This is a genomic window from Bradyrhizobium sp. UFLA05-112 (assembly GCF_053572325.1).
The window spans coordinates 1-20,569 of sequence record NZ_JBANBK010000051.1 but is presented as its reverse complement, the minus strand read 5'-3'; the positions used below and the strand labels follow the sequence as shown (position 1 = coordinate 20,569).

At 63.9% G+C, this 20,569-nt stretch carries 19 protein-coding genes; 12 read left to right on the top strand and 7 right to left on the bottom strand.

The annotated features are described in order from the left end of the window. Nucleotides 1-268: 268 nt before the first annotated feature. From SO180_RS26370 to SO180_RS26345, 6 genes are all read left to right on the top strand, one after another. The gene (locus tag SO180_RS26370; protein ID WP_449381752.1) at nt 269-3,781 is read left to right on the top strand and encodes an autotransporter outer membrane beta-barrel domain-containing protein; all 3,513 of its coding nucleotides are present in this window, start codon (nt 269-271) and stop codon (nt 3,779-3,781) included. A 392-nt stretch (nt 3,782-4,173) separates the two neighbouring features. Continuing rightward, nucleotides 4,174-4,740 (top strand): hypothetical protein, encoded by a 567-nt coding sequence (locus SO180_RS26365; RefSeq protein WP_449381751.1) that lies wholly within the window; start codon nt 4,174-4,176, stop codon nt 4,738-4,740. Between the two features lie 152 nt (nt 4,741-4,892). Beyond that, entirely contained in the window at nt 4,893-5,162 is a 270-nt protein-coding gene (locus SO180_RS26360) for a hypothetical protein (RefSeq protein ID WP_449381750.1), read from the top strand. Nucleotides 5,163-5,697: 535 nt separating this feature from the next. Next, a complete protein-coding gene (locus SO180_RS26355) occupies nt 5,698-6,729 on the top strand; it encodes a PrsW family intramembrane metalloprotease (RefSeq protein ID WP_449381802.1) in 1,032 nt (343 codons plus the stop codon). A 71-nt stretch (nt 6,730-6,800) separates the two neighbouring features. Then, entirely contained in the window at nt 6,801-7,379 is a 579-nt protein-coding gene (locus SO180_RS26350; protein ID WP_449381749.1) for an HdeD family acid-resistance protein, read from the top strand. Nucleotides 7,380-7,614: 235 nt separating this feature from the next. Next, nucleotides 7,615-8,700 (top strand): 3-deoxy-7-phosphoheptulonate synthase, encoded by a 1,086-nt coding sequence (locus SO180_RS26345; protein ID WP_449381748.1) that lies wholly within the window; start codon nt 7,615-7,617, stop codon nt 8,698-8,700. Between the two features lie 52 nt (nt 8,701-8,752). Here SO180_RS26345 and SO180_RS26340 read toward each other — a convergent pair whose 3' ends face one another. Genes SO180_RS26340 through epmA form a run of 3 tightly spaced genes read right to left on the bottom strand, consistent with a single transcriptional unit; the run spans nt 8,753 to nt 11,197 of the window. Next, the gene (locus SO180_RS26340; RefSeq protein ID WP_449381747.1) at nt 8,753-9,007 is read right to left on the bottom strand and encodes a hypothetical protein; all 255 of its coding nucleotides are present in this window, start codon (nt 9,005-9,007) and stop codon (nt 8,753-8,755) included. 46 nt (nt 9,008-9,053) lie between these two features. After that, entirely contained in the window at nt 9,054-10,148 is a 1,095-nt protein-coding gene (locus SO180_RS26335) for a lysine-2,3-aminomutase-like protein (RefSeq protein ID WP_449381746.1), read from the bottom strand. Further along, nucleotides 10,145-11,197: an EF-P lysine aminoacylase EpmA gene (gene epmA, locus SO180_RS26330; protein ID WP_449381745.1), complete on the bottom strand. Its 1,053-nt coding sequence runs from the start codon at nt 11,195-11,197 to the stop codon at nt 10,145-10,147. Before epmA ends, SO180_RS26335 begins: the two co-directional genes overlap by 4 nt. Nucleotides 11,198-11,359: 162 nt before the next feature. Between epmA and efp the strand changes: the two genes are divergently transcribed. From efp to SO180_RS26315, 3 genes are all read left to right on the top strand, one after another. Then, nucleotides 11,360-11,926: an elongation factor P gene (efp, locus tag SO180_RS26325; protein ID WP_194476041.1), complete on the top strand. Its 567-nt coding sequence runs from the start codon at nt 11,360-11,362 to the stop codon at nt 11,924-11,926. 53 nt (nt 11,927-11,979) lie between these two features. Continuing rightward, entirely contained in the window at nt 11,980-13,587 is a 1,608-nt protein-coding gene (locus tag SO180_RS26320; protein WP_449381744.1) for a M23 family peptidase, read from the top strand. A gap of 324 nt (nt 13,588-13,911) precedes the next feature. After that, nucleotides 13,912-14,124 (top strand): hypothetical protein, encoded by a 213-nt coding sequence (locus SO180_RS26315; RefSeq protein ID WP_449381743.1) that lies wholly within the window; start codon nt 13,912-13,914, stop codon nt 14,122-14,124. A 37-nt stretch (nt 14,125-14,161) separates the two neighbouring features. Here the strand turns inward: SO180_RS26315 and SO180_RS26310 are convergent, their stop codons facing one another. Next, nucleotides 14,162-14,671 carry a cupin domain-containing protein gene (locus tag SO180_RS26310; RefSeq protein ID WP_449381742.1) on the bottom strand — a complete coding sequence of 170 codons (510 nt, stop codon included), beginning with the start codon at nt 14,669-14,671 and terminating at the stop codon, nt 14,162-14,164. A gap of 28 nt (nt 14,672-14,699) precedes the next feature. Further along, nucleotides 14,700-15,179: a carboxymuconolactone decarboxylase family protein gene (locus SO180_RS26305; RefSeq protein ID WP_449381741.1), complete on the bottom strand. Its 480-nt coding sequence runs from the start codon at nt 15,177-15,179 to the stop codon at nt 14,700-14,702. 56 nt (nt 15,180-15,235) lie between these two features. On the opposite strand from SO180_RS26305, the gene SO180_RS26300 reads away from it, so the two are divergent. Continuing rightward, entirely contained in the window at nt 15,236-15,736 is a 501-nt protein-coding gene (locus tag SO180_RS26300) for a MarR family winged helix-turn-helix transcriptional regulator (protein WP_449381740.1), read from the top strand. An 11-nt stretch (nt 15,737-15,747) separates the two neighbouring features. Here SO180_RS26300 and SO180_RS26295 read toward each other — a convergent pair whose 3' ends face one another. Then, the gene (locus tag SO180_RS26295) at nt 15,748-15,915 is read right to left on the bottom strand and encodes a hypothetical protein (RefSeq protein WP_449381739.1); all 168 of its coding nucleotides are present in this window, start codon (nt 15,913-15,915) and stop codon (nt 15,748-15,750) included. Nucleotides 15,916-16,006: 91 nt separating this feature from the next. On the opposite strand from SO180_RS26295, the gene SO180_RS26290 reads away from it, so the two are divergent. Continuing rightward, a complete protein-coding gene (locus SO180_RS26290; RefSeq protein WP_449381738.1) occupies nt 16,007-17,233 on the top strand; it encodes a lytic murein transglycosylase in 1,227 nt (408 codons plus the stop codon). A 58-nt stretch (nt 17,234-17,291) separates the two neighbouring features. Here SO180_RS26290 and recJ read toward each other — a convergent pair whose 3' ends face one another. Next, entirely contained in the window at nt 17,292-19,133 is a 1,842-nt protein-coding gene (gene recJ, locus SO180_RS26285; RefSeq protein ID WP_449381737.1) for a single-stranded-DNA-specific exonuclease RecJ, read from the bottom strand. Nucleotides 19,134-19,401: 268 nt separating this feature from the next. On the opposite strand from recJ, the gene SO180_RS26280 reads away from it, so the two are divergent. Continuing rightward, nucleotides 19,402-20,490, top strand: a complete 1,089-nt coding sequence (locus tag SO180_RS26280; RefSeq protein WP_449381736.1) for a methyl-accepting chemotaxis protein — start codon at nt 19,402-19,404, stop codon at nt 20,488-20,490. The last annotated feature ends 79 nt before the right edge of the window (nt 20,491-20,569 follow it).

Genomic DNA, 20,569 nt, shown 5'->3' with positions numbered 1-20,569 from the left:
ACAGGCCTCACAAGCAACGGTCCCGTAGCTGCCGCCAGTTGCCGGACCGTTGCTGGGGATTGCGACCACAAATCACAGATGGCGTCGCGCGGGGACAAGGAGACGCTCGCGACTTCATTGACGATTGTGGTGTTGGTTTACAGTCAGGCTGGGGAGCTTGAATTTAAGCGTCATGCTGATCGTGTGACGCAACGATTGTGTTTGCGTTCCAACCAAACGGGACGGCGCGCCTTTTTCATTTGCTTGTATCACCTCGGTGGGGAGAGCGATGAAGTATGGATTCGCGGCCGTCGGCGCTTGTGTGTCGGATCGGCAAGTCCGGAACACCCTAAAGCGCCGAGAACACCATTCGATTGCGAGTGCCGCGCTCTCCCGACTGGTTCGTAATCCTGTCTCGTGTCGATTGCTTCGCTATCGGCTGCTATCAACCGTTTCGTTAGCCGCCATTGTAACTGCCCAAGCCGCATTCGATGCGGGACTGTCGCCAGCGCTGGCGCAGTGCGCAGGTCCCGCGAGCAACACGATCTGTACGCTTGGCGGCAACCCCTATTCCGGCGGCATCAACGTCGATACCAACAACGGCACCGGCGGCACCCCCATCGGCCTCACACTTCTACCCGGTGTCAATGTCGTCATCCCCGCTGGCGCAGGCGGCGTTAACGCTGTCAACGCCGCCAACTCCACGGGCGTGACTTCGGGGAGTGCCAACATCACCATCACTACGGATGGCGTAACAATCAACAATACGGCCAATCCTCTCACGGCGAACAACACCGGATTGCGAATCCAGTCGAGCGGCGGCGCGATCATCAGCGCAACGAACACCACGATCGACGTGGCCGGCACCGCAAGCGAGGACGCGATCGTTGCGTTCGCGATGCCAAACCTGACGGGGATTCCTCATCTGGCGGGCGTAACCTGGAGCGGCGGGAGCCTAACCTCCAGCGGAACCGAGGCTACTGGCATCCAGGCCGATAACCGCGGAACAGGAAATGCCGCAATAGTTGCTTCCGGCAATATCACGGGCACGCCGGGTGTGAGTGGGTCCGGCTTTTACGGCTTGATCGCTCATGCCGGAGACTCATTGCTTGTCCCGTCGGGAGCCGGCGATGCGTCGGTGACTTACAATAGCGGCACGATCAACGTGTTTGGAAACAGGCCTCGTGGCATCGTCGTATGGGTCGAGGGCGACGGGTCGGCATCGGTCACCACCAGCCCCGGCACCGTCATCACAGTCAGTGGCGCGAACCCCGGGGACAGCAGCCCTACACAACCTGTGAAGGCTGGGATCGCCGTCCAGTTGGATTCGGCCACCGCAGCAAACGGTCGGTCGCTAACTGCGAGCGTAGCATCGACCATCATGAGCTTCGGGACCGCGGTCCCCGATTCGAATATTTTCAACAACCCCGTAGCTATCCGAACCATCAGTTACGCCGACGCGCCAACCACGGTGACCTACACCGGTCCGGGCATTACCACCCAGGGCGGTGGCGGCGCTGGCATCGTTGCCCTTTCCGGCAGTGGCAGCATCACCGTCAATGCCACCGGGCCGATCGATACGACCAACAGCTCCAATGCTGTTGGCATATTGGCTGACAGTGGCACGATACTCGCCAGAAGCAACGGGCTGCTCACCGATACCCAGACTTTGCACGGGCCGATTGCGCGCTCCACAACGACAGGACATGTCGAAGTCAACGCGGCCAACGTATCGACACCGGGACAGTTCGGTACCGCAATCGGCGCAACCAGCGGCAGCGGTGGCGTGACGGTCAATATCGCGCCAGGCGGATCGATCATGGGCGGCTGGCAGGCCGACCTGACCAGCGTCGGACCGATTTGGGGTTTGCAGGCTACCGGTGTTTTCCTCAGCTCCGCCGGTGGGATCGCGACCCTGACCAATGACGGAAGTATTGGGGCACTGTCCGATCGCGCCATTGCCGGCGATCCGATCATCATCAACAACGGCACCATCACGGGTTTTGTCCAGCTCGCGGGTGTGAACGATGTCATCAACAACGGCATCTTCAACTTGCGCCATTTCGCCGACACCAATGGTGACGGAGTTCGCGACACGCTGCGTGTCGCGGTTTCAGATCTTGGTGGCGGTCCCAGTACCTTCACCAATAACGGAACGTTGGCGTTGCTGGGCGGTCCCGGGGCGACCATCCTTGATGCCACCGGCCAGTATTTGCCACTGGGACTGAATTTCAACGCGATGGCGCTCGGCGGCCCGGTGCAGGGCCAGATTCTCGGTGCGACCAGCTTCACCAATTCCGGCATCATCGATCTGCAGGCCAATCCGGTTGCCGGTGACGTGTTGCTGATTTCGGGTGGCCATACGCCCGGAATGAACGGTGGTGGCACATTCATCGCGAACGGCGGTCAGCTCCTGCTCGATACCGTGCTGAACGAGGGGGGCGCCAACTCGCATTCCGACGTGCTCGTGGTCGATGGCACCTCCCTTGGCGCTGGCGGTGCGACGCGGCTTTTTGCCAAGAATGCCGGTGGTGCCGGCGCGCTGACGGTCAACGACGGCATCCTGGTCGTGCAGGCACTTGATCCCGGCCGGTCAGCCGGTGGCGTATTCACGCTCGGCGCTCCCGCCGTCGCCGGCCCTTACGAATACACCCTGTTCCTGGGCGGCGTCGGCGCCGATGCAGGAAACGGCAACTGGTACCTGCGCTCGACGCTGAATTGCACGCTGACCCCGAACTTGCCGGAGTGTCAGACACCGGTTCCTCCCATTCCACCGACGCCGACCACTCCAAACTTCCGCATCGAGACCTCCCTCTATGCGGCGATCCCGTCGATGGCGCTCCTGTATGGCCGCAATCTGCTCGACACATTGCACGAGCGCGTCGGAGAGGAGTTCGATCCAACCGCGGCCCCAGCCGGATACTACAAGGCCGCCCCGCTCGTTCCCGGCTCACCATATCTTGGCTGGGGTCGGATCATCGGCGTCAACGGTACCCAGCACGGCGATAGCCTCGGCGTGTTGAGTGGTGGCACCGGCGGTCCGCGTTTTGAATACCAATTCCTGGGGCTGCAGGCGGGCATGGATTTCCTCCGCCAAGACCGACCCGATGGTTCGCGCGATCACGCCGGTGGTTATTTCGCAATCGGCGGCAACCAGGGACAGGTCACCCATTTCGACGGCAGGGAAGGCAACAGCGACTTCACCGCCTACACGCTCGGCGGCTACTGGACTCACTTCGGGCCGAGCGGCTGGTACCTCGATGCGATCCTGCAGGGCACCTTCTACGACATCAACTCGACGGCTAGCCGCGGCCTGCCGACATTCAGGACTCAAGGCCAGGGTTTGGCCACCTCGTTCGAGGGCGGCTATCCCTTCAAGTTCGCCGGCGGCTGGTTCATCGAACCGCAGGCGCAGCTGATCTATCAGAACATCAACATCCATGACGCCTCCGACGTCGCCGCCCAGGTCCGCTTTGCCGACGTCGATTCGCTCGCCGCTCGATTTGGCGCAAGGTTTGGTCGTACATGGGCACTTGACGGGTTCGCGCAACAAATTACCGCCTGGATCCGGCCAAACCTCTGGAACGAATTCCGCGGCAACCCGGTCACGTCGTTCTCTTCAGAGACCGGCTTCATTCCGTTCTTTGCTGATCTCGGCGGTCTCTGGGGCGAGCTCAATGTCGGTGTCAGCGCGCAGGTGAGACCGAACACAACGCTCTACGCCAACGTGTCCTACCAGAGCCGGTTTGACGGCGGCGGATTCGCCTACACCGGCAAGGCCGGACTGCGGGTAGGCTGGTGACGGGTAAGATTGCCATCGTCGAAATCAGAATGTCCCGTCCCGGCGAGGATAAGGAGCGCCCTCGCGTCGGAGACGCGAAAAAAGCTATTGGAGCTCCCCCATACGCTCATCAACCAATTGAGTTTGAAGGAACTACCGGCTCCGCCGGGGGAGCCAGCGCCGGACTTGCCGAAACCAACGTATAGCTATCGCAATACCGCGAATTCCGGCCTCATCGGTCGGCATGAGGAACGAAACAGTCTGGATCATCCTCCCCGCGATCGGGTTCGCCATTGTCTTGGCGACGATCGTCCTGCTCATCGGCCGGTGATATCTAGGTTCCGCCAGCCCGAGACCTCATCCGGACTGTCGCAGATCTGAAAATGTAATAGAGTTCGACGAGAGGATATTTCATGCTGCCTTCCGTCGATGACGTCCGCCTTCGTCCGGTCGAGCCACACCATGCACCGGCATTCAGTTTCGCGCTGCTGATCGTCTCATGCATGCTTGCGAGCTTCGCGCTCGCCTGTGCAACGCCCTTTGCGGCGTTCTCGGTCATTGCCGCGGCGACACTGCCGCTACGGCCGGCGCTGCTTGTCGTCGCCGGTGCGTGGCTCGTCAATCAGACCATCGGGTTCGCCGCGCTTCACTATCCGATCGAGCCAAGCACGATGGCCTGGGGCCTTGCGATCGGTGCCGCCGCACTGACTGCGACCGCGGCAGCATCAGTCGTGCTCCAGCATCTCTCCTCGAAGAGCACGCTGCTCGTGCTCACGCTTGCGCTCCTTTGTGCCTACGGCGCATACGAGCTCACGCTGCTCGCTGTCACGCCTCTCCTTGGCGGTGCCGGTGCCTTCACGACGGCAGTCGTGGCGCGCCTCGGACTGCTCAACATCGCATGGTTGATCGGCCTCGTTGCGACCTGCGAAGTCGTTCGGCTGGTTGCCCCCGTGCGTCGCGGTCACGTGCTTTCGCGATGACGGGCCGGCCCATGGTCTCGATGGCCGCGGGGCGGTCTTAACCGCGTTCGACTGATTGCCTTGTCTTGGCCCAAATTGCTGAGGCAAACTCATGTCGACCGTGCCTTGTGCGCGGCCATCGTTGTCATTGCTCGCTTGCGATCGGAGACCGAATGGCTGTCAACAAGATCACCTGGGAACGCGTCGGCCGAGTCACCGAGCCTGGACGCTACATGTACACGTTCGGCTGGCTGACAATCACGGAGGGCGACCTCCAGGTCTGGCAGCAATATCCCGATGCGGCCTTCACGCTCCTCGCGCACGTGCCGTCGGCCGATGCCGTCGGCGATGAATTCCATCTCGGCGCGTTCGACATCTCGCCCGACGCTCAATCAGCTTCCGACAGCTCATATGCGGGTGCGGCGACAGGTGAGCTGCACTAGCGGCGCGTCTGCATCGGACGCGGAGCGCCGCCGGGAACAGATGGCATAGCTGTTGCTTTGTCAGGGGCATGATACACCTTGCCGCTCCCGATCAGGCCGTCGTGCTATTGCTCATCATCATTTGCCTAGGCTCATGTTTTGTGCGGGTCTTCTGGCAGCTGGAGCAGGTGCGCTCGCGCCGCAACCAATCGCCGCCTCAACGATAGGCGCTCCAAGTGCCTCCGCCTGCCCGGCTTTTGCGATTTCGCTTATGGACACGCGGTACGAACGCGCGCATCGTGGCGCGAAGAAAAGGTCTGAATTCTTTGATTTTTCGGACTAATCATCGCTCTATGCAATGTGCGCGGTGCTTGATGTAAAAATCGAGCGGAAATGGTTATGCACTTGATTGCGCTGGGGCTTTTGATTCGCGCGCCGCGCACTGATGAACGGAAGCTGTCGGGACCGTTAAGCGTTGCGACAGCAAGCACATGACACATCGTCGCATCGCTTCAAGTGGATAAGCTGACCAAGGGAACCTATTGTCCAGCCGATGATGACACTGCTTGAAGCATTGCCGACCGTGATCGGGACGGCCGCCGTCGCACCGGCCTTGTTGATGCTCTGGCTCGTCATCGCGGCCGAAGAGCGCCCCGGCCCGCCGGCCCAGGTCTGGACCGCCTTCCTGCTCGGCGCGGCCAGCATTTCGCTGCTGGGGCTCGCGCGTGCGCCGTTCGCCAAGATGGTCGCAGCCCCCGACGATCCCTGGGCAGCGCTCGCCATGCATTCGATCTTCGGCGTGGCGCTGCCGGAGGAAGCGGTGAAGGTCATCGCCATCGTGCTGGTCTCCTCGACCAAGCGGCGGACCTTTGCCAATCCGATGGACACAGTGGTCTATGGCGCCGCAGTCGGGCTCGGCTTTGCCGCCTACGAAAACCTCGCCTATCTCGTGCAGCATGCCGACATGTGGCGCGCGCTCGCGGCCTTGCGCAGCGTGCTCACAGTGCCCTTTCACGGCGCACTCGGCATCATTGCGGGAGCCTATCTCGCCATCGCCCGCTCGGGTACGGCGCTCGGCGCGCATCGTCATCATCGCGACTGGGCGCGTTTCTCTAGCCGCGTCCTGATGCTGATGGGGCCGCTCGCACTGCATGCGAGCTTCGATTTTCCGCTGCTGACCTTGCAGCGGATGCCCGACCTCGACCCGAATGTGCGGATGTGGTTCGGCGCGGCGAGCCTTCTGATCGGATTCAGTTCGATCGCTTTCGCCATCCGCCTGGTGCGGCGTGTCGCGCGCCACCACGCGCCGCGCACTGAGGTCGCGCGCGAGCGCCTCAGCCAGCTCCGGCGCATGTGGGCGCTGCTGGTGATCGGCGGCGGCTTCGGCTTTGTCGGCCTCGCCTTCGTGCTGACCTCGATCCATCACTGGCTGGTCAATCCCGATCACAACGTGACCCTGGTGCTCATTCCCATCGGTCTGACCTCGATCCTGCTCGGTATCGCCCTACTGGTTGTCACAACGGCGATCTACGTTCTCGGCCGCAACCGCATCCGCACCAGCGCGGAAGGGTTCTCATCCGCGCCCTGAGGCGGGTGGTCACCGCGGAACGCACACACTAGAGTGAGCCGCATCTCGTCGTTGCGGCCCTGGAGGTCTCCATGACGTCGCCCGAGCAATTTGCGCGCTTGCAGTCCGCCATGAGCCGAGCAGTCAAGGCGCATTGGAAAGCCTTCCTGTTCGAAGGCATCCTGCTCGTCATTCTCGGCATCGCCGCGCTGATCCTGCCGCCGCTCGCGAGCCTTGCGATCACGATCTTCCTCGGCTGGATGTTCCTGATCAGCGGCATCGGCGGGCTGCTCGTGACCTTCTGGGCGCGCAGCATGCCGGGCTTCTGGTGGTCATTGATCTCCGCGGCGCTCGCCGTGCTCGCCGGCATGGTCCTTTTGGCGCGGCCGATGCAGGCGGTGCTGACGCTGACGATCGTGCTCGGGGCATATTTCCTCGCCGAAGGCGTCGCCACCATCATGTATGCGCTGGAGCATCGCCGCGAGCTGACCGGCCGCTGGTCGTGGCTCGTGATCTCCGGCCTCGTCGACATCGTGATCTCGTTCCTGGTCATCACGGGCCTGCCCAGCTCGGCCGAATGGGCGATCGGTATCCTCGTCGGGATCAACCTCCTGTTCGGCGGCGCCACGCTGATCGGCATCTCGCTTGCGGCACGCAACAGCAACACTTGATCGGCGCGTCGCGCTCACCCTCTTGTTTGGGGGGTGACAAGCCCTAAATGCTGCGCTATAGAGCCCGCCATGATCACCTTCGCCACCAGCTATTTTTGGTACTTTAGCTACGACAGCTCGCTGGCGGCGGGAGGATCGCGCTCAATCTGACACATTGCAGCAAGACATCTGAACAGCCGCCAGACCTGGCGGCTTTTTTATTGGCCGGCAGGTTCTCTAACAACAGGAGCCCGCCGTGCTGAGCACGACCGACGATCTTCGCATCCGCGAACTTAAAGAGCTGAGCACGCCGGAAGAGGTGATGCGGGAGATCCCGCGCACGCTCACCGCAACCCGCGTGGTAATGGCGGCGCGCAATGCGATCCATGCCATCCTCAACGGCCAGGACGACCGCCTTCTGGTCGTCGTCGGGCCCTGCTCCGTGCACGATCCCGAGGCCGCGATCGACTACGCCGATAAGCTCGCACGCCTGCGCGAGGATCTTGCCGACCAGCTCGAGATCGTGATGCGGGTCTATTTCGAGAAGCCGCGCACCACCGTCGGCTGGAAGGGTCTGATCAACGACCCCGACCTCGATGGCAGCTTCGACATCAACAAGGGCCTGCGGCTTGCGCGCAGCGTGCTCTCGGCCGTCAACAATCTCGGCCTGCCCGCCGGCGCCGAATTCCTCGACATGACGACACCGCAATACATCGCCGACCTCGTGTCCTGGGCTGCGATCGGCGCGCGCACGACCGAAAGCCAGATCCATCGCGAGCTGGCATCGGGGCTGTCCTGCCCGGTCGGCTTCAAAAACGGCACCGACGGTAATGTTCGCATCGCTGCGGACGCGGTGAAATCGGCCGCCCATCCGCACCATTTCATGGCGGTGACCAAGCGCGGCCGCTCGGCGATCGCGTCAACCGCCGGCAACGAGGACTGCCACATCATCCTGCGCGGCGGCAGTAAGCCGAACTACGACGCTGCGAGCGTTGCGGCGGCCTGCAACGAGCTCGCCAAGTCCGGCGTTGGGCCGCGCCTGATGGTGGATGCGAGCCACGCCAATTCGAGCAAGGAGCCGGAGAACCAGCCGATCGTCACCGCCGACATCGCCGGCCAGATCGCTGGTGGCGAGAGCCGCATCATGGGCGTGATGATCGAGAGCAACCTCGTCGCCGGCCGCCAGGACGTGGTGCCGGGCAAGCCGCTCACTTACGGCCAGAGCATCACCGACGGCTGCATCGATTGGACGACGACGGCGAGTGCGCTCGAGCAGCTCGCCGACGCGGTCGAGATCCGGCGCAACGCACAGCGCGCGGGCATTCACGAGCGCTCTGCCTAGGCGGACCCTTGCGGGCGGGGCGAGCTGTCGCGCCCTGCCCGCGGAGAATAACCTAGCACCCGCGGCAGATGCTCTTGATCTTCTTGTCGAGCGCCTGGTTTTCCTTGCTCAGGGGATCACTGGGATCGCTGAGGTTCTTCTCGTTCGGCACGTCCGAGGCGCGCGGCTGGCGATGGCCGACCGGTGCGGGCAGTACGGATCCGCCGCCGGATTGACCCGACGTCGTCGATCCCTTGCTGCCGGTCTGGGCGATGGCCGTGCCGCCGAACAGGACCAGCAGCGACAGTGCCACGACGATTTTTCTCATTCTGCTCCTCCACTCCGAAAGGCCGGTGCGTCCTCGTCTTGTCCGCTCAGCTCTCAGGCGGATAGAGATGAACGTCGCCGCAATAGTCAACGATACGATAGCGCGTTTCCGACGCCGCATCACCTTTGGCGGCTGCGGTATTTTGCACCGCCAACACGTAATTCGGGCCAACCGGTGATTTGCCGGCGCCACCGGGAAGATCGAGCACGAACTCCGGCTGACACAATCCCGACACCCGGCCGCGCAGCTCGCGCATCAAGGCCTGCCCGTCCGCGAGCGTGGTGCGCAGATGCGACGTGCCCGGCGCGAGGTCGCCGTGATGCAGGTAGTAGGGCTTGATCCGGCATTCGACGAAAGCACGCATCAAATCCGACAAAGCGGCGACGCTGTCATTGACGCCGCGCAACAGCACCGACTGGCTGACCATCGGAATACCGGCATCAACGAGGCGGGCGCAGACGTCGCGCGCCTTGTCCGTAAGCTCGCGGGCGTGGTTGGCGTGCAGCGCGACCCAGGTCGTGGCGCCCTTCACCTTCAAGGCGGCGACCATCTCGTCGGTGACGCGGTCGGGATCGGCCACCGGCACGCGGGTGTGCAGGCGGATGACCTTGACGTGATCGATCCCGGCGAGATCGGCCATGATCTCGCCCATCCGCCGCGGCGACAGCATCAGGGGATCGCCGCCGGTAAGGATCACCTCCCAGATCTCGCTGCGCGCGCGGATATACGCGATCGCTGCGCGATAGGCGCTCTCCGACAGCGCGTTCTCCTTGCCCGGGCCGACCATTTCCCGGCGGAAGCAAAAGCGGCAATAGACCGCGCAGACGTGCACGAGCTTGAACAGAACCCGGTCGGGATAGCGATGCACGATGCCAGGAACCGGCGACCAGGCGTGATCGCCGATCGGATCGGCATCCTCGCCCGGCTGGACCTCGAGTTCCGCAGCATTCGGAACGAATTGCCGCGCGATGGGATCATCGGGATCTGAGCTGTCGATGAGACTGGCGAGCTCCGGCGTGATCGCGACCGCGTAGCGCGAGGCGACGCGCTCGAGCGCCGCGAGCTCCGGGGCCGGCGCGAGACCGCGCTCTACGAGCTCGCTGGGCTCACGCAAGGTGCGTGCAAGATTGGCCTTCGTCATGTCTCACCCTGAGGCGGCGTCCATACCACCTGATCAATCCGTTGTGCGCCGCTCGCCAGCATCACCAGCCGGTCGAAGCCGAGCGCCACGCCACTCGCTTCCGGCATTTGGCCGACGGCGGCAAGAAAATCCTCGTCCAGGGGATACGCCTCGCCGTAGCGCCGCTGCTTCTCCGCCATCGACAGTTGAAAGCGCCGGCGCTGCTCCGGGGCATCGGTCAATTCGCCGAAGCCGTTGGCAAGCTCCACCCCGCAGGCATAGACCTCGAACCGTTCGGCGACCCGCGGATCGTCCGCCTTCGCCCGGGCCAGCGCTGCCTCGGGAGATGGGTATTCGAACAGAATGGTCAAACGCCCCTGCCCCAGATGCGGCTCGACGTGCTCGACCAGGACCTTGCTGAAGATATCCGACCAGGTGTCGTCCTCCGTCACCCGCACCTTCGTCCCGGCGGCAGCGGCGAGCGCATCGCGGTCGCCCTCGTCGCCTAAAATGGTCGACAGCAGGTCGATGCCTGCGAATTGCTCGAAGGCATAGGCAACCGTCAAAAGCTCCGGCTCCGCGGAGGGGTCGGCGGTCCGGCCACGGAATGAGAACCGGCCGATTCCGGTCGCCTGCGCGGCGTGTGCGATCACGACGACGCAGTCGGCCATGATGGCGTCATAGGGGGCGCCAGCGCGGTACCATTCCAGCATGGTGAATTCGGGCAGATGCAGGTCGCCCCGCTCCCGGTCGCGGAACACCCGCGCCAGCTCGAAAATCCGGGGCTCACCGGCCGCAAGCAGCTTCTTGCAGGCAAATTCCGGCGAAGTCCGCAAATACCGCGTCACCGCGCTACCGTCGGGGCGAATGATCCCGGTTCGGGGCGCATGCAGATGGGTTTCATTGCCCGGCGAGACCTGCAAAACCGAGGTTTCGACCTCGACAAAGCCCTGCTCGGCGAAGAAGGCCCGGACTGCCGCCGTGATCGCCCCCCTTGCCTGGAGGAACGGTCGTCGGTCGATGTGCCGGTTGGGGGCCCAAAACGGGCTGATGGGCTTGTCCCCAACCATCAACGGACCATCCCGGGGGGCAGCAAAATGCTGGCATCCAACGGCAAAATCAGTATGTTGCGGCCCGAAAAGGGCGCCGAGGTCCGACTCAAGGCCCGCAGTCCCCCATCAATTTGACCACGCCCTGGCCGGTGCCGGGCTAAGCAAGCAGGAAATACAGCTTTGAGAGTCATCGCCAGTTCTATTCGCAAGGGCAACGTGATCGAGCAAGACGGCAAGCTTTATGTCGTCGTGAGCGCCGAGAACATCCATCCCGGCAAGGGCACGCCGGTCAGCCAGATCGAAATGCGCCGAATCTCGGACGGGGTAAAGATCTCCGAGCGCTACAAGACCACCGACCAGGTCGAGAAGGCCACGATCGAAGAGCGCAACTACACGTTCCTCTATGAAGATGGCGACGGCTTCCACTTCATGAACCCCGAGACCTATGACCAAGTCCAGGTCCCCAAGGACGTCGTCGGCGATGCCGCCGCCTATCTTCAGCCAGACATGACCGTCAAGCTGTCGACCCACGATGTCAACGTGGTCTCGCTCGCTCTGCCGCAGCGCGTGACACTGGAAGTGGTCGAGACCGAGCCGGTGACCAAGGGCCAGACGGCTTCGTCGTCCTACAAGCCCGCCGTGCTCTCCAACGGCATCCGCACCACCGTGCCGCCGCACATCTCGGTCGGCACCCGCATCGTGGTGATGACTGAAGACGGCTCATACTCCGAGCGCGCCAAGGACTAGGCAAAGCGGCCGAGCGGTCGGAACAGGCAAGGTCGCCGGGGGGCGGGACAACAGTGGGCAGGCACAGGTTCCGCTTCGTCTCGTCTCTTCTGGGGTTGCTTACGCTTCTGGTTGCCGAGGCGGTGCCGCTGTCCGCGGACGAATTCCGCACCCCCTCGCTCACGGCGCTGCGCATCGACTGGCGTGTAGCTCTCGACCAGCTCCGCAGCGAAATCAACGCCCATCCCGCGATCGCCGGTGACTTCGTGTTCGCACAGCGCCGATCGGTCGGCCGCTTCGACCCTCGCGCGCTGCCAGCGCTGGTGCAACTCAACGGGGTTTCCTCGCAATTCTTCTCAGGTATCGCCCGCAGCTCCGTTCCGGTGCTGCTGCCCTTCGATGCCGCCGCCTATCTCGACGCGCAGCGCAGCGGCGCGCCAGCGAACCTGTCGCTTACCCGCGACCAGTCCGACTTCAGTGCGGCCGACCTGTTCGATGCGGGACCTGCCGGCTACAACGCCGTTTTCTCGCTCGAGCCGGGTGCCGGCGACGGCCTGCCGCAACGGGTTTTCGCAAAGCCGGTAGAGGTCCAGATCACTGGTTCCGCCCTGATTTACGATCTTGCCGATCCCGCCGGCGGCAAGGGCGAGCCGGTCAAGTCCCTATCCGGCCAATATCCGGATCTGCGCCGTTTCATCCGCGAAGGCTATGTGCGCTACGCCTTCAGCCGCTTCGGCGCCGCCTATGTCGTGTCGATCCAGTGCCTCGACAGCGTTGCCAAGCCGCGGCGGCTCGCCTGCAAGGAGGCCTACCCGGTCGCGGAGCGTTTCCTGAAGGCGCTGCATGTGGCAGGCGGCCAGCGCGTGCGTCCGCTGACGGACATCGCCTCCGAAATCGTCGATCGGCCTTTGGGGCGATCGGCGGATTTCGACTACCGGCCGAGCGGCGACATCATTCCCAACACCGGCTACCGCAAGCAGACGGGCCATCCCGACGTCATGGCCTATGCGCAGATTCGCTTTCCGCTGGCGAAGGCGACGGCCTTCGTCCGCTCGCAATCCTATGGCAAGCGCGACCGGATCGACGGGCCGGCCACTTATCCCTGGCGCGATAATTTTTGCGAGTCCCGCAGCTTCGCGGTCTGGCAGTGCCCGGGCGGCTATGGCCACCAGGGTGAGGACATCCGCGCCGCCGATTGCGCGGCGAATACTGACGCCGGCCAACGCTGCGACCCCAAGCAGCGGAGCGTCGTCGCCGTGCGCGATGCGACCGTGATCCGCGGGCCGAATGACCAAGCGGCGACGCTCCAGGTCAACAGCCGCACCGAGCATATCCGCTTCCGCTATATGCACATGAACCCCTCCGCGATGAACGCCGACGGCCTCGTCAACGGCCACGCCGTCAGCGAGGGCGAGAAGATCGGCGTGATCTCCAACTATCTTGACCATCCCGGCGGCACCTCGCTGCACCTGCATTTCGACGTCCAAGTGTTCACCCGCGACGGCTGGATCTGGGTCAATCCCTACGTCACCCTCGTCTCCGCCTATGAACGCCTGATCCGCGGCCGCGGCCGCGAGATCGGCCCGGAGGTCGCCGGCGCGGCGCAACCGCTTGCGCACGCGCTACCCGAAGATGCGGTCAAGCCGGACCAGCGCGAAGGCTCAAGCAGCGAAGACAATTGAGGCGAGCCGCGCTTGGCGCAATGCGAGGCGCTTTGAACATCCTGGCGTTTGGAACGCCAATGGCATGCAAAAATGCTCTCACAGTCGCGATGTCCCCAATCCCCATCATCGTCGGCATTCGCAGTGTGGGAATGGCCGCAGGCTATGACGTCCGAGATGCAATATCGCGACAGCCGGCGCAGAAGGTCGAGGCGCGTCGGTTAGGTTCGGAACTTCCGTGGTTCACGATCTTCTGACGCTGCCCTCGGTTCCGGAACGCGCCGCGAGCCCCTATTGTGCGGCACGTCGCGCGCCACTGATTACACCGAATAGGATGTCCGGATCATGCAGAAAAGACCATCCACATTGGCCGTGCTTGCGAGCACCGTATTTCTGCTGTGCGCGCATCGGGATGCCTCCGCCATGCTGAAGGATGCCTCCATCAATCACGACACGGGCAAGGCCAAACGCAACTTCGAGCGCATGATCCATTCCGATCATGCCTCCGCGATCGACTGGAAGTCGATGGTGTCGGGCGCCGGCAAGGCGACGCAATAGCGCGAACTTACGCCGGCGCCATTCTAACCACACAGCGTTAGTCGATGAACGTCGTGAGCTGGGCGCCTTCATCCGCCACGAACACGGCGATCAGCTCCGCCTGCTCCGTGTTGCTCGCATTCGCCGACACCAGATGCGTCGAGCCCGGCGGTTCGAAGAAGGATTGCCCGACTGTGAAGGTCTCGACCGGGCCGCCGCCGAGCTGAGAGCGGATCTCGCCCTTGGTGATATAGGCGGTGACGGAACCGGCGTGCCGGTGCGGCCGCGAGAAGCCGCCCGGGCCGTAAGTGACGCGCACGATGGTGACACGCTTACCCGGCACGTTCGGCAGCGCATAGGAGCCGATAGGCTCGACCTTGTCGAGCGACGATCCATCCGCTGCGTTGGCGCACAGCGGCGCCAGCGCACCGGAGACGGTGTCCATCGTTACCGGCAGCGCCTTTCCAACGGCCAACGCGCAGGCGAACCCCGCGACGATCGCGAGCGACAGCGGTCGCGATTGAAGCCGCCAGGGAGCAGTGGAGATGGCTGATATCGTTGACGACATTCTTGTGTCCTCCCGAAAGGGTAACGGATCATGACGCCTTGGCGTGCGCCACGGCCGGCCGCTGCGGCGGCGTCCAGCGATAGGCGACCCCAAAGCGGTTCCAGACATTGATCGAGGCGATCGCCGAGGTCAGGTACATTAGCTCCACCGCCGAGAATTCGCGGCTTGCCTCGGCATAGACGTCGTCGCTGACACCCTCGGGCAGGAATGTCAGCACCTCGGTCCAGGCGAGCGCCGCCCGCTCGCGCGCCGAGAAGATCGGCGCCTCGCGCCACACTGCGACCAGATTGAGCTTGTCGATGGGTACGCCGAGCCGTTCGGACAGCAGGATGTGATGCTGCACGCAGAAAGCGCAGCCGTTGATCTGCGAGGCGCGCAGCTTGATCAACTCGAGCAGATGCTTGTCGAGGCCGGCCTTGGCTGCAAGCTGGCCAAGCGCGAGCGTCATGTCATAGGCGTCCGGGGCAAGCGCCTTGAAGTCTTCATATTCACTGCGGGCGTGTGACATGGACCTCACCTCCTGATATTGTCAGTGTACTTACAAGTTATCAGGGCTCTGATATTATGCGCAAGCCTCGTCGGATCACAAATATGCAACTGGAGCGGACAATCGCTCCGCCCGCTCCCGGCGAAGGCAAACGCGGCGAAGCGGGCTATCTCGGCTATCTCTTGCGCCAGGCCCAGGCCGCCGTGAGGCTCAGCATGGAGCGCAGCCTCACCGATCTCGGCGTCACGCCACCGCAATTTGCGGTGCTGACCATGCTGAAGGCCTATCCCGGTCTCTCCGGAGCGGAGGTCGCCCGCCTGACCTTTTTGACGCCGCAGACCGTCGGCGTAATCATCGGCAATCTCGAACGCGACGGCGCGATCCGCAAGTCGCCGCATCCCGTGCACGGCCGCATCCTGCAATGGACGCTGACAGCGCGCGGCAAGATACTCCTGAAGACATGCCGGGAGCGTGTTCTCGCTTTGGAGCAGCGCCTTGCCGCAGGGCTCGACGCGAAGGCCGAAACTACCATCCGCCGCTGGCTGGCGCGGATCGCAACGGAGTTGCAGGCGGACTAGGAAGACCCGGTCTAGTCGTCCCAGGAAATGTCAGGGAATTCGGTGCCATCGCCACCGCGTCCGTAATGTTCCGCCAGAATCGCCACGATGACGACGATCAACCCGGCGGCAAAGGGCCATGGATTGGCGCGGATGAGGTCGAATAGCTCCTGCATGGCCGTCATTCTGTGCAATGACATGCGAAAGTTCCGTAAACCGATGGGCCGAAAGTCGCCCCTCCGGCTTCAGGTTTCACCAACGAGAGCGCCTGCTTCCGGCTAAACTGCCCGCATGAACCAGCCTGATTCCTCACCCCACCCGACCCGTCGCAGTGCGCTGCAATCCCTGCTCGGCGCGGCCGCCCTCATCGCTTCGCCTGCCCTTGCAGCCACCCCGCCCGGCTTCGAGGAATGGCGCGAGAGTTTTCGTGCACGCGCGATGGCGAAGGGCATTTCGGCCGCCACCTGGCAGCGCGCGATGGCGCATGTCGAGCCGGACATGAGCGTGTTCAAGGAGATCCGCAACCAGCCGGAGTTCAACGAACAGGTCTGGCAGTACATCAACCGCCGCGTCTCCGACTGGCGCATCATCAACGGCAAGATCGCTCTGAAGAACAACGAGGCACTGTTCGCCCGCATCGAGCGTGATTTCGGCGTCGAGCGCGGCACGTTGCTTGCGCTGTGGGGCGTGGAATCCGCCTATGGCGATCCGCTGGTGCAGCAGAACCACATGAAGCCGGTTTTTCCCTCGCTTGCTGCGCTCGCCTGGAACGAGCCGCGCCGAAAGGCCTATTGGCAGACCGAGCTGATCAACGCGCTACGCATCGTCGACAAAGGCTGGAGCACGCCGGAAGAGATGCACGGCTCCTGGGCCGGCGCGATGGGGCATTCGCAGTGGATGCCGGAAGTCTGGCTCAATGTCGGCATCGACTATGACGGCGACGGCAAGGTCTCACCATTCGGCAGGCCCGATGATGCGCTGGGCTCGACGGCAAAATATCTGGTCAACCGCGGCAAGTGGCATCGCGGCGAGCATTGGGGTTATGAGGTACGCGCGCCCGGCAACCTAAGCGGCGGTCGAACATATGCGGCCTGGCAAGCCGCTGGCGTCACGCGCGCCGACGGCCAGCCATTTCCGCAACCCAATGCCTCGGCTCAGATCTGGACGCCGGTCGCGGGCGGGCCGACGTTCTTGCTGGGGCCAAACTTCTATTCGGTGAAGAGCTACAATCCATCGATGAACTATGCGCTGGCGATCTGCCATCTCGGCGACCGTTGCCTCGGCGCGCCGCCCTTCATCCAGCCTTTCCCCGGCTCGGAGCGCGCATTGACGCTCGCCGAGGTGCAGGAGATGCAGACGCGATTGACGAAAGCCGGATTCGACACCGGCGGCACCGATGGCCGCGTCGGCAACGATACGATGAAAGCGATCAAGGATTTTCAGCAAAGGGCTGGCATCACACCCACGGATGGTTATGGCGGGCTGAAGGTGCTGGCGAAGCTGCGGCAGGGTGGCTGATACCTTGGCGTAAGCTCACATCCTCCGCGGCCTGCACCTCCTTTTTTTGTTGGTGCGCCTATCGGATGGTTTGCGGCCCCTGGTCAGGCAAGGCGACGTCGATGACGCGAAGTTGCACGCGCTCGGCGCCCTGGTAGCGGTCGAGCGACAGCGCGCCCGCGACGTGCAACTGCTGGCCGCGATTGGCGAGAAGCGCGTTGCCGAGCTTCTGGCCGATGGAGCGGAACGCGATGCCGTTGACGATCGCGCCGTCGCCCGATTTGAACCGCAACCGCAAATGCGCCTGCCCGACCTCGTCGGCATAGACGAGCTGATGCGCCGGCAGCGCCAGCACGGCTTCCGGATTGCCACTGCCGAATGGGCCGGCGCGATTGAGCGTGTTGGCGAGTACGGGCGTCACCGCGCGCGCGGACACCGCGCCATCGATGAAGAGCTCGTTGACGTGGCGTGCTTCCGCAACGTCGCGCGCGAGCGCACTTTCGAGGTAGGCGCGGAATTCGGCGAGCTTCTCCTTGCGCAGCGTGACGCCGGCGGCCATGGCATGCCCGCCGCCCTTGAGCAGGATGCCATCGGCGACAGCCTGCCGAACCGCCTTGCCAAGATCGACGCCGGCGATTGAGCGGCCCGAACCGGTGCCGATGCCACCGGGCTCGAGCGCGATGGCAAACGCGGGCCGCGAAAACTTCTCCTTCAGGCGGGAGGCGACGAGGCCGACCACGCCGGGATGCCAGCCTTCGGAGGCCGTGACGATCACGCCGAGCTTATCCTCGAGGCCGATCGAGGCGAGCGCCTCGGCTTCGGCCTGCGCTTCGGCAGCCTGCTCGATGATGCGGCGCTCACCGTTGAGGCGGTCGAGCTCGGCCGCGATGCGTGCGGCCTCGACGCTATCGCCTTCCAGCAGCAGCCGCACGCCGAGATCGGCGCGGCCGATGCGGCCGCCGGCATTGATGCGCGGTCCCAGCATGAAGCCGAGATGCCAGGCCTCCGGCGGACCGTTGAGCCGCGCGATGTCCATCAGCGCGGTGTGGCCGACATGGTCGCGCCGCCGCATCGCGATCAGCCCTTTGACGACAAAAGCGCGGTTGAGGCCAATCAGTGGCGCCACGTCAGCCACCGTGCCGAGCGCGACGTGATGCAGCATGCCCAGGAGATCGGGCTCGGGCATCTCGGACGTCCAGAAGCCGCGCTGGCGCAACTCGCGATTGACCGCGACCAGCGTGACCAGCACCAGCCCAGCGGCGGCAAGATGGCCGAGGCCGGAGAGATCGTCGAGCCGGTTCGGATTGACCAACGCGTCGACCGCCGGCAGCTCCGCGCCGGCCTGATGGTGATCGATCACCACCACGGACATGCCGAGCCGTTTTGCTTCGGCGAGCGGTTCGATGCTGGTGGTGCCGCAATCGACGGTGACGAGCAGCGTCGCGCCCTTCGCAGCAAGCGCCCGCACCGCTTCCGTGTTCGGGCCGTAGCCTTCGAAAATGCGGTCAGGAATGTGGATCAGGGGATCGAGCCCGCAATGGCGCAGGTGCCAGGCGAGCAGCGCGGCCGAGGTCGCGCCGTCGACATCGTAATCGCCGAAGATAGCGACCTTCTCGCCCCGCACCGCCGCCTCCGCGATGCGCTTGGCGGCGGCCTCCATCTCCGTCACCGTGAACGGGTCCGGCAGCAGTTTGCGGATGGTCGGATCGAGGAAGTCGCTGACCGCGTCGATGTCGACGTCGCGCCCCGCCAGCACCCGCGCCAAAAGCTCCGGCAGCTGGTGGCGCTGGACGATGGCGAGCGCCCTCGCCGCCCCGCGCGCGTCCAGCCGGTCACGCCAGAGCTTGTCGGTGAGCGAGCGCGTAACGCCAAGGAACGCCTGGGGCAGCTCGACGGGCAACGCGGTGGCAGACGGCATCATGATTCGGCGGCTTCGATGAGTTCAGATCAGGTCGTGTGGCTATGGCGATCAGGATTCCGCCGGGAAACTCGAGCCATTTGCAATGTCCGGGCCGAATAAAGCGGTGGATTGCCGAATCCGTATGCGATCTGATTATCATTTGAGCAGTCGGGGCGGCAGCAAATTAAGTGGGCGTTAGGCGGAATCCTCGAAAAAGGCCCGTATTCGATCTGTAATTTTTAGTTCCGGGTCATTGCAGGTCAGACTTCATTGCAAGGGAATCCCCTCGATGTCTGCTGCGCTGGCCCTGAAGACCAAGCCGCTTCCCACCGGAACCAATCCTGAAGCCGCCGACGACAATTCCGACATCTCCGCCCTGATCAACCGCCTGACGGCCGAGGTCAACCAGATCGCGGTCGACAAGACCAAATCGATCCAGCAGATCACCAACCAGATGAAGATGCTGGCGCTGAACGCGCTGATCGAAAGCTCGCGCGCCGGCGCGCAAGGCGCGGGCTTTGCGGTGGTGGCGCAGGAGGTGCGCGGCGTCGGCCAGCAAGTCGAGACCATCGCACGCGAGCTCGAGACCCAACTGACGAAACGCACCGGCGATCTCGTCTCCTCGATCGAGCGGATGAGCCAGCGCTCGCGCGGCGAGCGCATGGTCGATCTGTCGCTCAATGCCATCGAGCTGATCGACCGCAACCTCTATGAACGCACCTGCGACGTACGCTGGTGGGCGACCGACTCCGCCGTGGTCGACTGCGCCGCCTCCCCGAGCGCGGCGGCGGTTTCGCACGCCTCGCAGCGCCTCGGCGTCATCCTCGGCGCCTACACCGTCTATCTCGATCTCTGGCTCTGCGACCTCGACGGCAACGTGATCGCCAACGGCCGCGCCGACCGTTTTCGCGTAGTCGGCCAGAACGTCGCCAACACGAAATGGTTTCGTGAGGCGCGCACCTTGCGTTCCGGCGACGATTACGTCGCTGGCGACGTCGAGAACCAGCCACTGCTCGGCAATGCGCAGGTTGCGACCTATTGCGCGAGCGTCCGCGCGGGCGGCGAGGCCAATGGCGCACCAATCGGCGTGCTCGCCATCCATTTCGACTGGGAGTCGCAGGCCCGCGCCATCGTGCAGGGCGTGCGCGTCGGCGACAGCGACAAGGCGCGTGTGCTGCTGGTCGACTCGAACTTGCGCGTCATCGCCGCATCCGACGGCCAGGGCATTTTGTCGGAGCGCGTCTCGCTATCGATGAACGGCCAGCGCTCCGGATTCTATCACGACCGCACTGGCGCCCTCGTCGCCTTCCACGCCACGCCGGGCTATGAGACCTACCGCGGGCTCGGCTGGTACGGCGTGATCATCTGCGGGGCGTAAGGCCTAGCATTACAGTTGTGTTTCTTGCGAAGTTCTGAATCCATGGGCAACCATGATTCGGAGATCGTGGGCGCGGACA